Origin of the sequence: Cellulomonas sp. SG140 (assembly GCF_025770785.1) — a bacterium.
Taxonomy (GTDB): domain Bacteria; phylum Actinomycetota; class Actinomycetes; order Actinomycetales; family Cellulomonadaceae; genus Cellulomonas.
In genome coordinates this window covers 292293-305314 of record NZ_JANZLA010000003.1, presented here as the reverse complement: position 1 = coordinate 305314, position 13022 = coordinate 292293, and the positions used below count along the sequence as shown (strand labels likewise).

At 68.6% G+C, this 13022-nt stretch carries 11 protein-coding genes; all 11 read right to left on the bottom strand.

Going from position 1 to position 13022, the window contains the following annotated elements:
• Positions 1–36: 36 nt before the first annotated feature.
• Positions 37–843: a hypothetical protein gene (locus N0B34_RS07840; RefSeq protein WP_263730790.1), complete on the bottom strand. Its 807-nt coding sequence runs from the start codon at positions 841–843 to the stop codon at positions 37–39.
• Position 844: 1 nt separating this feature from the next.
• Positions 845–1549: a PilN domain-containing protein gene (locus N0B34_RS07835; protein WP_263730789.1), complete on the bottom strand. Its 705-nt coding sequence runs from the start codon at positions 1547–1549 to the stop codon at positions 845–847.
• Entirely contained in the window at positions 1546–2610 is a 1065-nt protein-coding gene (gene pilM / locus N0B34_RS07830; RefSeq protein ID WP_263730788.1) for a type IV pilus assembly protein PilM, read from the bottom strand. Before pilM ends, N0B34_RS07835 begins: the two co-directional genes overlap by 4 nt.
• Positions 2611–2718: 108 nt before the next feature.
• A complete protein-coding gene (locus N0B34_RS07825) occupies positions 2719–3549 on the bottom strand; it encodes a prepilin peptidase (protein WP_412175713.1) in 831 nt (276 codons plus the stop codon).
• A complete protein-coding gene (locus N0B34_RS07820) occupies positions 3546–5063 on the bottom strand; it encodes a hypothetical protein (protein WP_263730786.1) in 1518 nt (505 codons plus the stop codon). Before N0B34_RS07820 ends, N0B34_RS07825 begins: the two co-directional genes overlap by 4 nt.
• 85 nt (positions 5064–5148) lie before the next feature.
• Positions 5149–5790, bottom strand: a complete 642-nt coding sequence (locus N0B34_RS07815; RefSeq protein WP_263730785.1) for a type II secretion system protein J — start codon at positions 5788–5790, stop codon at positions 5149–5151.
• On the bottom strand, positions 5783–7606 hold the full coding sequence (locus N0B34_RS07810; RefSeq protein WP_263730784.1) for a prepilin-type N-terminal cleavage/methylation domain-containing protein: 1824 nt from the start codon (positions 7604–7606) through the stop codon (positions 5783–5785). Before N0B34_RS07810 ends, N0B34_RS07815 begins: the two co-directional genes overlap by 8 nt.
• A gap of 103 nt (positions 7607–7709) precedes the next feature.
• Positions 7710–8162 carry a type II secretion system protein gene (locus N0B34_RS07805; protein ID WP_263730783.1) on the bottom strand — a complete coding sequence of 151 codons (453 nt, stop codon included), beginning with the start codon at positions 8160–8162 and terminating at the stop codon, positions 7710–7712.
• A gap of 150 nt (positions 8163–8312) precedes the next feature.
• Positions 8313–9542, bottom strand: coding sequence for a type II secretion system F family protein (locus N0B34_RS07800; RefSeq protein ID WP_263730782.1), 1230 nt, complete (start codon positions 9540–9542; stop codon positions 8313–8315).
• The gene (locus tag N0B34_RS07795; RefSeq protein ID WP_263730781.1) at positions 9542–11059 is read right to left on the bottom strand and encodes a type IV pilus twitching motility protein PilT; all 1518 of its coding nucleotides are present in this window, start codon (positions 11057–11059) and stop codon (positions 9542–9544) included. The genes N0B34_RS07800 and N0B34_RS07795 overlap by 1 nt, the downstream gene beginning before the upstream one ends.
• 131 nt (positions 11060–11190) lie before the next feature.
• Positions 11191–12864: a GspE/PulE family protein gene (locus N0B34_RS07790; protein WP_263730780.1), complete on the bottom strand. Its 1674-nt coding sequence runs from the start codon at positions 12862–12864 to the stop codon at positions 11191–11193.
• Positions 12865–13022 lie beyond the last annotated feature (158 nt).

The window sequence follows — 13022 nt, the reverse complement described above, 5'->3', positions numbered from 1 at the left end:
ACCGGACGGGCGCCGTCGTCGGCTCGCGAGCGGGGGCTACTTGCCGCCGACCGGGTTGAGCGGGTTCTTGCCGGGGACCGGCGCCGGCAACGCCGGAGTCGCAGTGGGGCTTGGCTTGGCCGCCGACGTGTCCGGAAGCACGTAGAGGAAGCCGGAGATCACCAGCTGCTGGTCGCCGACCGAGGTCTTCGGCTTGCCCCCCGTGGCGGCCGCATCCTGCTGGCCCGTGGCTGTGAAGCCGGAGACGAGGAAGAGGCGGGGCGTCGCGGTCTGGAGATCCGACAGGAACGCCAGCGTGTTGTCGTACGAGCCGATCACCGTCACCGACAACGGGACGGCGGTGAACCCCGGAGGGATGGCAGACGCTGCTGCCGCGCCAGACGCGGGCGCCGCAGCCCCCGCGGCCCCCGCTGCCGCGCTAGGTGTCGGTGCGGGTGTCGCCCCGGCCGTCGTGGACGGCTGGGGTGCAGGAGCCTGTGCGGCAGCCTGGGCCACCACAGCAGTCGGCACTCCGGGAGCGACGGCCGTCACCGTGACAGAATGGGCCGTCGCGATCGTGTCGAGCTGGCGCAGGTAGTCCGAGAGCTGCGCGGTGGTTGGCACCTGCTTGCGGATCGCGGCCAGCTGAGACTTGTAGTCGTCCAGCTTGGCGAAGTCCGCCTTCAGCTTGGCGACCTTGGCGGCCAGCGCGTCGTTCTGCGAGGTGACCTGCGCGGTCTGGGTGCGTACCTCGGAGGCAGCGCTCAACGTGGGGTTGATCAGCAGGAACCACGACCCGACCACGATCACCAGCGACCCGAACACGGTCGCGCCGATCCACGAGCCCTTCTTCGCGCCGGCCACGTCAGCCCACCTTCTTGGTCGCGTCGAACCGGTGCGTGTAGGCAGCGGACGTCAGCTGCACGGACACCGACACGTTGTAGTACGTCGTCTTGTTCTGGCTCTGCGTGATGTTCGCGCTCGATGCCCACGCGTCGGCAAAACCGGGGACGGCGTTGAGGGCGTCCAGCCAGGCGGCCGTGTTCGGGACCGTCGTGGAACGTCCGGTGAACTGGATCTGTCCGACGGATGCCGGCTGCAAGGGGTTGGCGGCCGCGCCACCGCCTGCCGCTGCGCCGGTGCCCAGGGAGGTGACGACGAAGGAGTCGATGCTGACGTCCGGCGGCAGAACAGCCGTGATGGCGGCGTAGTAAGACGCCCACGAGACGTCGGTCGCCATGCCAAGGGCCCGGGCCGTGGTGGCGTTCTGCAGAGCCCCGAGGACCACCGGAACCTCCGCGTACTTCTGCTGCTCTGTCTGCAGCCTGCGTGTGTCCGCCTGAGCCTTGGCGAGCTCGTCGTCGGCACCCACCTTCGCCAGCTTCGCCAGTGCAAAGACCGCGATGCACAGGACGAGGACCAGCACGAGCGCCATCGCGAGCCACCGCTTGAGGTTGCGCAGGCCACGGGCAGCACGCACCTCCGGCGGGAGCAGGTTGACCTGCGGCAGGCCTCCGAGGACGGTCTGCACCCCCTTCTTGGCCCGGGGCGGGTCGGCGATCGCGGTCATGCGGCCACTCCGTACGCGAGTCCGATGGGCAGCGCGAGAAGGGACTCGCGCCCTGCGAGAGTCTGGCGGTTCAGCAGCTTGCCGGGCCGCAGAGGCGCCACCGGGTCACCCAGGTTGACGGGCAGTCGGCTGGCGCTGGAGAGGTACTGACCCAGGCCCGGCAGGTGCGAGCCGCCGCCGCTCAGCACGACCACGTCGATACCGGCGCCGGGGTTGTTCCCCGAGTAGTAGACGAACGTGTTGCGGATCGCCTCGACGAGCGTCCGGACCACGGTGGTGACGGCCTCCGAGGCGGCGGCCTGCTCCGGCGGGGCTGCGTACCCGATCCCGATCTCGCGCTTCAGACGCTCAGCGTCCGGAGCGGACAGAGACATCGCGCTGGCGACTGCGTTGGTCACGTTCTGGCCACCGGAAGGCAGGCTCCGAACCAGCCGCGGGGCACCGTGCGCCGCCACGACGACGGTGGTGACCGTCGCGCCGATGTCGACGAAGGCCACTGTCGCGCGTGCCAGGTCCCCGTGAGACAGGGCACGAAGCAGCGCGAACCCGTTGAGGTCGACCATCAACGGTCGCAGGCCGGCACCCTCGACGGCGACGACGTTGGCCGTGACCGTGTCGCGCTGGGCCGCCACCAGCATGCCGTGCACGGTTCGGCCCTGCGGACCGTCGTACTCCGCGACCGGGTAGTAGTCGAGGAGCGCCTCGTCGGACGACATGGGCAGCATCTCCGACACCTGGAACGGCAGAGAGGCCTTGAGCTGCGCGAGCGGCATCCACGGCAGATCCAGGTCGCGCACCAGCACTCGCTGGTTGCCCACGCCGAGGATGACGTCCTTGGACTCGAACTTGAACTCCTGCCACAGCTGCCGGAGGGCCCCCGACACGGTCTCCGGCTGGACGACCTCGCCGTCGCGCACCGCGCCGACCGGCAGGGCCACCTCACCGAGCCGGTGCAGCGTCGGAGCCGTCTTGCCGGTGCGCGCGCCGCCACCGAACTCGACCTCGGCGGCCCGGACGGCCGATGAGCCGATGTCCAGTCCGATGACGCGGGTGCTGGCCACGAGGATCCCTTCGTCCGCAGGCAGGTGTTCTCCCGACCTATCGGTGCGGCGTCGTGACGACTTGAGCGGAGGCGCGCGATCCGTCCCCATCAAGGGCGTCGCCGCAGGTCAGAGGAGGGTGAGATACCAGCCGGCCACGGGTCCCCCGGCGATGACGCCGACGAGGGCGCCAAGGATCATCCACGGGCCGAACGGGACGCCCGACTTCCGGCTGGCGCGTCGCGTGAGCAGGAGCCCGATCGCGAACGCCCCGCCCAGAAGGAAGGCGGCGAACCAGCCGAACGCGAGCGCACCCCAGCCGAACCAGCCCAGGTACATCCCGAGCACCCCGGCGAGCTTGACGTCACCGAACCCCATGCCGGCCGGGTACACCACGACGATGACGAGGTAGACGACGAAGAGGACGGCGCCGCCGATGCCCGCGCGGAGCAACGCGGTCCAGTTGCTCGCACCGCCGGGATTCCACGCTGCCAGTGAGAGGAGAGCCCCGGCGACGGCGTAGGACGGCAGCACGATCGCATCGGGCAGTCGGTGGACGTCCAGGTCGATGAGGGCGAGTGCGATCCCGATCGCGACGAGGTACAGCACAGCGGGAAGGAGCCACGAGGCGCCGACCACCCATGCGCACAGCGCGAATGCCACGCCGGTTGTCGCCTCGACGAGCGGGTATCGCTTCGAGATCCGTGCCCCGCAGTCCCGGCAGCTGGCGCGCAGCAGCAGCCAGGAGATCAGGGGGATGTTGTCCCGCGCCCTGATCCGGTGCCCGCACTGCGGGCAGGCGCTCGGCGGACTCACGATCGACTCGCCCCGTGGGACGCGCCAGACCACGACGTTGAGGAACGAGCCGATGAGGAGGCCGAACACCCCCGCCGCGATCGGGACGAAGAACGCAAGGAACGCATCGACGCCGGTCGCAGGCAGGTTCGCCGGCACCGTCACTGCGCCTCGCGCTTGTACATGGTGTCGACCGAGTAGGTGTTGACCTGCGACGAGGGAGACGCCAGGCCGCCCCATACCGGGAGAGGGATGTACGTCATGTTGAACTGGTTGTCGATCGTCAATGTGGATCCGGAGTACACCTGGCCGACGATCTCGGACTGGTTCGCCTTCCGGATCGCGCAGGGCGAGTACAGCAGCGTGTTCACCGTGTTGTCGACGGTGACCTGGTTGTCGAGGGTGATGCCCTCGCCCGAGCACGTGGTGACCGTGCCGTAGTAGGAGTACGGCTGGATGAAGTAGAGGAGGTTCGGGTCCGCGGCGGTTGCGGTCCCCGTCACGGACGTGATCGTCGTGTTTCCTGTGAACGAGATCCCACCGAGCGACAGGAGCACCATGTTCTTGTTCAGGGTCAGGCCGATGCCCTGCAGGATGATCTTGTCGCTCGGGCAGTTGGAGATCACGATCGTGTCGGCGGGCAGCTTGTAGGCGTTCGCGAAGAGCCACGCGCCGACGCCGCTCGCCTTGCCGTTGAGGTTGGCCGACTTGCCGTCGGCACCCACGAGGTCGGGCGTTCCGTTGGGCGGGTTGTACCAGCCGCAGACGAAGTTCCCCTGCGGGAAGGTCACGACGTTCGTGTAGCCGTTGGCCACCCATGCCGACTGCGCCGTGCTGTCCCACTTGAGCTGCGGGAACGTGGTCACAGGCGGCGGGTTCACCGCCGTCAGGCCAAGGTTGCCGAAGCACTTACCCGCGGTGGAGCACACCTGGCCCGTGACGGCGCCGGCCGCTCGCGCCTGCTGCCCGAGCGCGGCCTTGTCGAGACCGATCGTGCTCTGGGCCGAGAGGGCGCGCCCGCCGATCGAGGCCGACGGATTCGTGACGGAGACCTGGTTCTTGGCCCACACGTCCACCGACACGGTGCACTGCGCGTTCAGGTAGATCGAGCCCTGCGCATAGATGGACCCGTGGAACTCCTCGTTGTTGTTGCAGGTGAAGTTGCCGTTCGTGTAGATGTCCGCGTTCGGTGTCGCGGAGGCCGACTTCAGCACCGTCTTGTTGGACATCGTCATGGACGAGTCCGAGAAGATGGCCTTGTCCAGGTTGTTCGCGTACGCCGGCGTGAGCTTGATCAACGACTCGACGGTGCGAACCGCGGCCGCGGAGTGCGCCAGTGCCGCCGAGGTCGCGGTCGAGTGGATCTTGGCCTGAGCAAGCAGGGTCGTGGCAACCTGCGAGCACGGCACCACGTTGCCCGAGGTGTCGTAGTAGGTCACCGTCGACGCCAGCGAGAACGAGTCGCCCGCAACCTTCGTGCTGCCGGCGATCGGACCGCAGAGGGAGGTCAGCGCAGCCGGCGCGGAGGACTGGATCTGCGCGGTGAGGAGGTCGACCTGCGACTCGGCGGTCGCAACGCCGGAGGAGCGCTGGCGGTCCCGGCCGGTCATCTTCGACTCCTGCATCGCGATCGTGATGGTGACCGCGACCAGGATGCCGACGAGCATGACCACGCCCATCGCCGCGACGATCGCAACGCCCCGATCGTCCCGACGTAGAGCCAGCCGGCGCATCATCGTCCGCATCGTCCCTCTCCGTCCCAGATCATGCCGGAGGAACCGGCAGGCACTCGCTTCCGGTGTAGCCGTAGGTGGTGTTGCGTCCCGAGATCGAGGCGTCGATGGCGACGTCCTTGCCGACCTTGGCGTTGTGGGCCACGAGGTGAACCCGGAGCAGACGTTCGCCGTAGATGCCACCGGGGCCGACGTCCAGGGTGAACGGGGCCGACGGCAACGACATGCTCCTGGACACGACCGACCAGGCGCTCACGCCTCCTGTGGTCTGCCAGGTGGGGCTCCAGCTGCGCATCTGCAGCTGGTAGGCACCCGCGCCGTCTGCGACGACCTGCCACTGGACGCACTTCTCCACACCATTGGACTGGGTGTAGATCCGCATGCACGACCCCTGGTTCGTGCCCATGTCCTGGCAGGTCGACACGTAGTTGTGCTCGTCCGCCGGGCTGAAGAGGACGTTCCCGGAACGTACTTGCTTGTCGATGACGGCTAGCGCCTGACGGGCCTGGAATGCCGAGTCGGCCGCGGCGCTCGACTTGTCCGTGACGTGCATGACGGCGATCGCGGCGGACATGATCATGACCATCGCGATCCCGAACACCATCATGGCGACGAGGAGCTCGACCAGGGTGGTGCCGGCGTCTGGCCGCGGCCTGCGCAGCACGTCACGCATTTGCCGCCGCCTTGTACGACGCGTCGACCGTCAGGCCGCCCAGGTCGGTGACCACGGAGAACTTCGTGACCTCCGCGCCGGCGCCGTCCTTCACCACCACGTCCACCCGCGCGGTGATGGCCCCGGACGCGTCCACCGAGCTGGTGCACGCCGCCGTCTTGCAGTCGGTCGCCACGGAACCGGTTCTCGTGGCCGGGCTCGAGGTGATCCGTGGCCGCTGCACCATCACGCTCCCGGAGTACTGGATGGTCACACCGGAGTAGGCCACGGTGGTGGTGGGGAAGGCCCACGTCTGCGACGCGGGTGTCGCGCCGACGGCAGCCGAGGCGAAGGTGGACAGGTCGATCGACGTGTAGGTGCCGCCACCGGCACCGTTGTCGGCGAAGACCTTCAACGTCCCACTGCGCGTGAACGCCGGAGCCAGCCGACCGGTGCCCTCCTCGGCAGCAGCGGTCTCGGCGAGGCCGCTGACGGACCAGAGTCCCTGGGCAGGATCGAAGCCCGGTGTGCTCGAGCTCCCGGCCAGGATCCCGAAGCTCGCCGTCCCGAGCGTCCGTGAGGCCGCGGCGTGACTGCAGTCCACAGGTGTCGCGGCAGAGCAGACGCCCAGGTTCGGGGCGCTCAGCAGTGCCGCGACGGAGCGCGACGCCGGCCCACCGGGCGCGAAGCTCCCGAGGGTGAGCACCGTGGCGGGCGCCGAGGGCGGGGAGTACGTCAGCGTCGCTGCAGCGCCTGATGGCTGGCCCTTGGAGTCGACGCAGGGTCGTAGCAGGGCGGCGGTGGTCCCGGTGGTGAGTCCGTTGCCGTCCGCGTTGAGGCACTGGGTACTGGTGGCCTGGATCGCTCCGACCGCGCTCCCGGAGTCTCCGGACGAGGGCTGGATGCTCAACGTGCCACCGCTGCCGCTGGAGCTCAGCACGGCTGCGGTGTGCCCGGAGGTGCTGGAACTCATCGACTGGTTGGGGACGGACGAGGGGTCGGAGTCGACGGCCACCGAGGCGGACTCCCCGCCGGTTGCCGAGCCGCTGGTACCGGTCGTCATGCCGCTCGACGTCGTGGCTGCCGCGGTTCCTGTCACCGTCTGCTCGGAGAGCAGGTTCGTGGACGTGTGGGCGAAGCCGAGCTGGAGCAGCTTGGCGTCCATGCCCTCGATCGGCTGGTCCGACGAGTCGGTGTTGGTCACCGAGACGCCGCTGAGCGCCTCGCCGGCGCGTGCCGTGTAGTACGCCTGGCAGGGAGCGGCGAACGGGCTCGTCGCGGTGGAGAGGCACCCGGCCGGCGAGAAGGTGGTGCTCCGCTGGACCGTCTCACGCTGGCCGCGCGACACGGTGCTGGTCCACTTGGTGATCGCCGTGAGGTAGAAGGGCTGCGAGCCGGATGTCGTCGCCGCAGCCTTCGTGACGTAGGTCTCGACGTGGTACGTCACACCGTCGACGACCTGGTCGACCGTCTTGCCGGAGACGCCGTTGATCACCAGGACCTCGGAGATACCTCCCGAGATGAGGCGGGCCGGAGGTTGGAACCACGTCGTTCCGCTGGTGGTGGTGGTGTAGTCGACCGCCACGGCGGGGTAGGCGCTGTCCGGCTGGGTCACGGAGTCGTAGGGCTCGGCGCGGAGCCGTTCGAGCTGCTGCGTCGCGAGGCCCGTGGCGGTCTGGCGCTGGCGCGCCTGCTGGATCGTCGTCAGGGACGAGACGACGGCGTAGATCAGGGCGGTCATCACGATGGCCGTGATGAACATCGCGACCATGACCTCGATCAGCGTGAAACCGGTGTCACGACGCACGACCTCGCGCGGTCGAGTGCTCGGCTTCATGACACCTTCCTTCACAACTCGGGACTCGAAGGAGAAGCGCTCGACCGGGCGGTCCGGCGTGGTGGTGACCACGTCGGACCGCCCGGCCAGAGACGGTGCTACATCACGGGCAGGCCGTGCCCTTCACCAGACCGTTCTGCGCGGAGTACGAGACCACGGTCTGCGTGCCGCCGGAGTAGGTGATCTGGACGCACCAGCCGGTGGAGTCCGCCACGGTGTCCGTGGCGCTCGGCTCCTTGTAGGTGACGACCGGGGTGATGCTGCTCGCCTTACCGACGTCGACGCTGTTGACCTGGTAGCGGCCGCTGACGAGCGCAACCGACCCCGTCTGAACCGAGAGCGGGCCGGTGGCGTCCACGTAGTAGGTGGCGATCTCCTTGCCGAGCGTCGAGATGTCCGACGTCGCAGCGCTGTCCTGAGCCTTCTTGCGCTGGTTGAGGAAGATCGGGATGGCGATCGCGGCGAGGATGCCGATGATGATCATGACGACGAGGAGCTCGATCAGGGTGAAGCCCTGGTCCTTCTCCCGCAGGGACTTGCGGATGCGAGCGATCACGTCAACTCCTGGATGGATCGAAGCGTTGTCGGTGACAGATCCCGGGCGAAGCCGGGTTCGGGGCCAAGCACTCTCGCTATCGTCGCGGGGAGACTCCGACTTGAGCGCCTGTCGCCACCCCTGCAGAACTTCACCCGTTCGGTCCAACGGCTACTGGATGACGTTCGCGATCTGGAAGATCGGCATGTACATACCGATGACGATGAAGCCGATGATGCCGCCGACACCCACGATCATGATCGGCTCGATGAGGCTCGTGAGCTGATCGGTCATGGCCTTGACCTCGGCGTCGTAGAAGTCGGACACCTTCGTCAGCATCGTGTCCAGCGCGCCGGTGTCCTCACCGACCGAGATCATCTGCACGACCATCGGTGGGAACACCGGGTGCTGCGCGAGGGGTCCGGCGAGCGACTCCCCCCGCCGGACGGACTCCTGCACGGCCTTGGCGGCGTGCTCGATCACGACGTTTCCGCTGGTCTCCCCCACGATGTCCAGCGCCTGCAGGATGGGGACACCCGCGTGGATCATCGTCCCGAAGTTGCGCGTGAAGCGTGAGACCGCGATCTTCTTGGTCAGCAGACCGAAGACCGGGACCTTCAGCTTCCACGGGTCGACCCGTTCTCTGACGGAGTCGTCGTTCTTGTGCCGCCGCCACCAGATGACGAATGCGATGACACCGATGATGAACGGCACGATGGTGATCTTCATCACCGTCGACATCATCATGAGCAGACGGGTCAGGAATGGTAGCTGCCCGCCGAGGCTCGCATACATGTTGGCGAAGATCGGGACGATGAACAAGAGCATCCCGACCATTGCGATGATCGCGACCACGAAGACGACGACCGGGTAGGTCATCGCCGACTTGATCTTGCTGCGGAGCTCCACTTCGCTCTCGAAGTTGCCCGCGATGGAAAGGAGGACTTCGTCGAGGAACCCGCCGACCTCGCCTGCCCTGATCATGTTGACCATGAGCGGCGGGAAGACGTCGTGCTTGCCCAGTGCCACCGAGAACGCCACGCCCGTCTCGACGTCGCTGCGCACCTGGCTGAGGATCTTGGCGAGCGGCTTCGACTCGGTCTGCTCCGCGAGGATGGAGAGTGCTCGGAGCAAGGACAGCCCCGCGTTGATCATCGTCGCGAGCTGCCGTGCCATCACGGCGAGGTCCTTGAGCTTGACCTTGTTCCCGCCGAAGCCGGGGATCGAGAGCTCCTTCTGGAGACCCCCGGTGTTCACCTCCGCGATGGAGACCGCGGCGAGGCCCATCTCCCGCAGCCGCCCGGCCACGGCCCCCTGGGACGCGGCCTCGACGCGTCCCTTGATGATCTTCCCGGAGCGGTCCCGGACCGCGTACTCGTAGGTCTTCGTCGCGGTCGCCATCAGTACGCCTGCCCCCCGAACGCGCTGCCGTACGCCGGGTCGGCCATCGCGGCCTGACCCTGCGTCTGACCGGAGAACCGACCGGTCAGACGGTTGTAGTCCTCGACGTGGTGGGCCTTCTCCAGGCCGACCTCGTAGGAGATCTTCCCGACCTTCACCAGGTCCGCCAGGTGCTGGTCGAGGGTGTGCATGCCCTGCTGCGCGCCGGCCTGCATCGAGGAGTAGATCTGGTGCGTCTTGCCCTCGCGGATCAGGTTGCGGATGGCCGGCGTGGCCACCATCACCTCGGTCGCCACGACCCGGCCGGGCTGGTCGGCCCGCTTGCACAGCGTCTGGCAGACGACGCCCTGCAGGGTGCCGGCGAGCTGCGTGCGGACCTGCGCCTGCTGGTGGGACGGGAAGACGTCGATGATGCGGTCGATCGTCTGGGCCGCGTCCTGCGTGTGCAGGGTGGCGAAGACGAGGTGCCCGGTCTCGGCGGCGGTCAAGGCGACCGAGATGGTCTCCAGGTCGCGCATCTCGCCGACCAGGATGATGTCCGGGTCCTGGCGGAGCACGTGCTTGAGGGCGTTGGCGAACGAGTGGGTGTCCTGACCGACCTCGCGCTGGTTGACCAGCGACTTCTTGTGGCGGTGCAGGAACTCGATCGGGTCCTCGACGGTCATGATGTGGTCCTCGCGGGACCGGTTCGCCAGGTCGATGATCGAGGCGAGCGTCGTGGACTTGCCGGAGCCCGTCGGGCCCGTGACCAGCACGAGGCCACGAGGCAGGCCGGCGAAGGTTCCGACGACCGGCGGGACGCCCAGCTCCTCGAGCGGCTTGATCTCGTAGGGGATCACGCGGAAGGCCGCGCCGATCGACTCGCGCTGCTGGTAGAGGTTCACGCGGAAGCGGGCCAGGCCACGCACGGCGTAGGAGATGTCGAGCTCGAGCTCCTCCTCGAACCGCTCGCGCTGCTTCTGCGTGAGGATCGCGTACAGCGTGCGGCGCAGGGGGTCCGGCTTCACCATGCCGAAGCCCTCGAGCGGGTGCAGCGATCCGGACAGCCGGACGGTGGGCGCGGCACCGGTGGTGAAGTGCACGTCCGAGGCGCCGAGGCGGACCATCTCGCGCAGGATGTCGTCGAGCGGCAGCTCGTCGCCGTGCTCCTCCGTCATGCCGACGCGCGCGAGGTGGCCGGGCCCGGCGGGCTTGGCCGCGCTCGGTGGGGCGGTGCGGGCGGGTGCGCCGGTCGGGCCGGACGGCGTCCCGGCGGGCGGTGTCGGCGCCGCGGCCGGGGCGGGCTGGGGGGTGTACGGCTGCGTCGCCGTCGGTGCAGGAACGCCGTACGGGGCAGCCGCGGGCGCCGGCGCGCCGTAGGGAGGCGTCTGCGGCTGTACCGCGCTCTCCGAGGGGACCGGCGAGTAGGCGCCGTGGAACACGGGGGCGCCGGAGCCGTCCGTGGCCTGAGGTCCTGCCGGCCGGTACGGCGGCAACGGCCGCGTCGGTTCGGCCGGCCGCTGGTACGACTCGGTCACGTCATCGCCTCCACTTGCTCGGCGCGCGAGCGCGCGCAGATCCGCTCGGATGCTGCATCGGCATCGGACGACGAGTGCTTGACCCCTGGGACCGGTCCAGTCGTCGGGCGCTCGTCGTTCCCGTCACCGCCTCACGCGACGACGCGCAGGATCTCCTCGATCGACGTCTGCCCCATCGCGACCTTGTGCCAACCGTCGTCGCGGAGCGCGATCATCCCCTGCTTGCGCGCAGTGGCGGCGATCTCCGCCGACGACGAGTGCGAGACCGCGTGCCGCTCGATGTCCTCGGTCACGCGCATCACCTCGTGCAGCGCGAGCCGGCCGCGGTAGCCGGTGCGCGAGCACGAGACGCACCCGACGGGTCGGTAGATCTCCGGGACCGGCTCCCCCGGCATCCACGGGAACCGTGCGGACTCCATCTCCTCCGGCGAGGGCCGGTACGGCTCCTTGCACTTCTCGCACAGCCGCCGCGCCAGCCGCTGGGCGACGACGCAGTCCAGCGCCGAGCCGACGAGGAAGGGCTCGATGCCCATCTCGATCAGTCGGGTGATGGCCGAGGGCGCGTCGTTGGTGTGCAGCGTCGACAGCACCAGGTGGCCGGTGAGGGCCGCCTCGATGGCGATCTGGGCCGTCTCGTGGTCGCGGATCTCACCGAGCAGCACCACGTCGGGGTCGGAGCGCAGGATCGACCGGAGGGCACCGGCGAAGGTCAGGCCGGCCTTGGGGTTGACCTGCACCTGGTTGATGTTCGGCAGGCGGTACTCGACCGGGTCCTCGACCGTGATGACGTTGATCTCCGGCCGGGACACCGCGTTGAGGGTCGCGTACAGCGTGGTCGACTTGCCGGAACCGGTCGGGCCGGTGACCAGGATCATCCCGTAGGGCTTGGTGTACGACGCGTTGTAGGCCTCGTAGTTGTGCTCGAGGAAGCTCAGGTCGCGCAGGTCGAGGCTGGCCGTCGAGTTGTCCAGGATGCGCATGACGATCTTCTCGCCCCACACCGTCGGCAGGGTCGCCACGCGGAGGTCGATCTTGCGCCCGTTGTGCATGACGGACATGCGGCCGTCCTGCGGCTTGCGCTTCTCGGCGATGTCGATGTCGGAGAGGATCTTGACGCGGCTGATCACGCCGCCCTGGATGTTCTTCGGTGAGCGCTGCACCTCGTGCAGCACGCCGTCGATGCGGTACCGGACCCGCAGGTCGTGCTCGGTCGGCTCGATGTGGATGTCCGACGAGCGGTCCGTGATCGCCTGGGTCACCAGCAGGTTGACGTATCGGACGATCGGCGCGTCGTCGTCGACGAAGTCGCCCATCCGGGACAGGTCGGTCTCCGGCTCGGGCGCCTGGTCCTCGAACGCGTTGGTCAGGCTGTCCATCTCGTCGTCGGCCCGGCAGAACCGGTCGATGGCGCGCAGCACGTTGTCGTACGTCGCGACCACCGAGACGACCTGCATGCCCGAGACGGTGCGCACGTCGTCGACGGCCACCACGTTGCCGGGGTCGGCGGTGGCGAGCATCAGCGCCCCGTCGCGGATCCCTACGGGCAGGACGGTGTACCGACGGCAGAGCGCGGCCGGGACCATCGAGACGGCGGCCCGGTCCACCGGGTACTCGTCCAGGTCGACGAACGGCATCCCGACCTGCGCCGCGAGGGCCTTGACCAGCTGACCCTCGCTGAGGAAGCCGAGCTCCACGAGCGTGCGGCCCAGCGACTGGTTCCGCGCGCCCTGCTCGTCCAGCGCCGCGAGCAGCTGCGCCTCCGACACCAGTCCCTCGTCGAGCAGGATCTCCCCGAGCTGCTTCACGCGTCCTCCACTCAACGGCCGGTCCGAGAGGTGTCACGACGAACAGCCCTCTAGGCGTGCATCGGCACGTTAGGTCGACGCCCTGAGAAGATGGACACCTGTCCGGGTGATTCCGCGGGGGAAGTTCCGCCGGCGACACGGGCCCTTGGCGGGCGGGC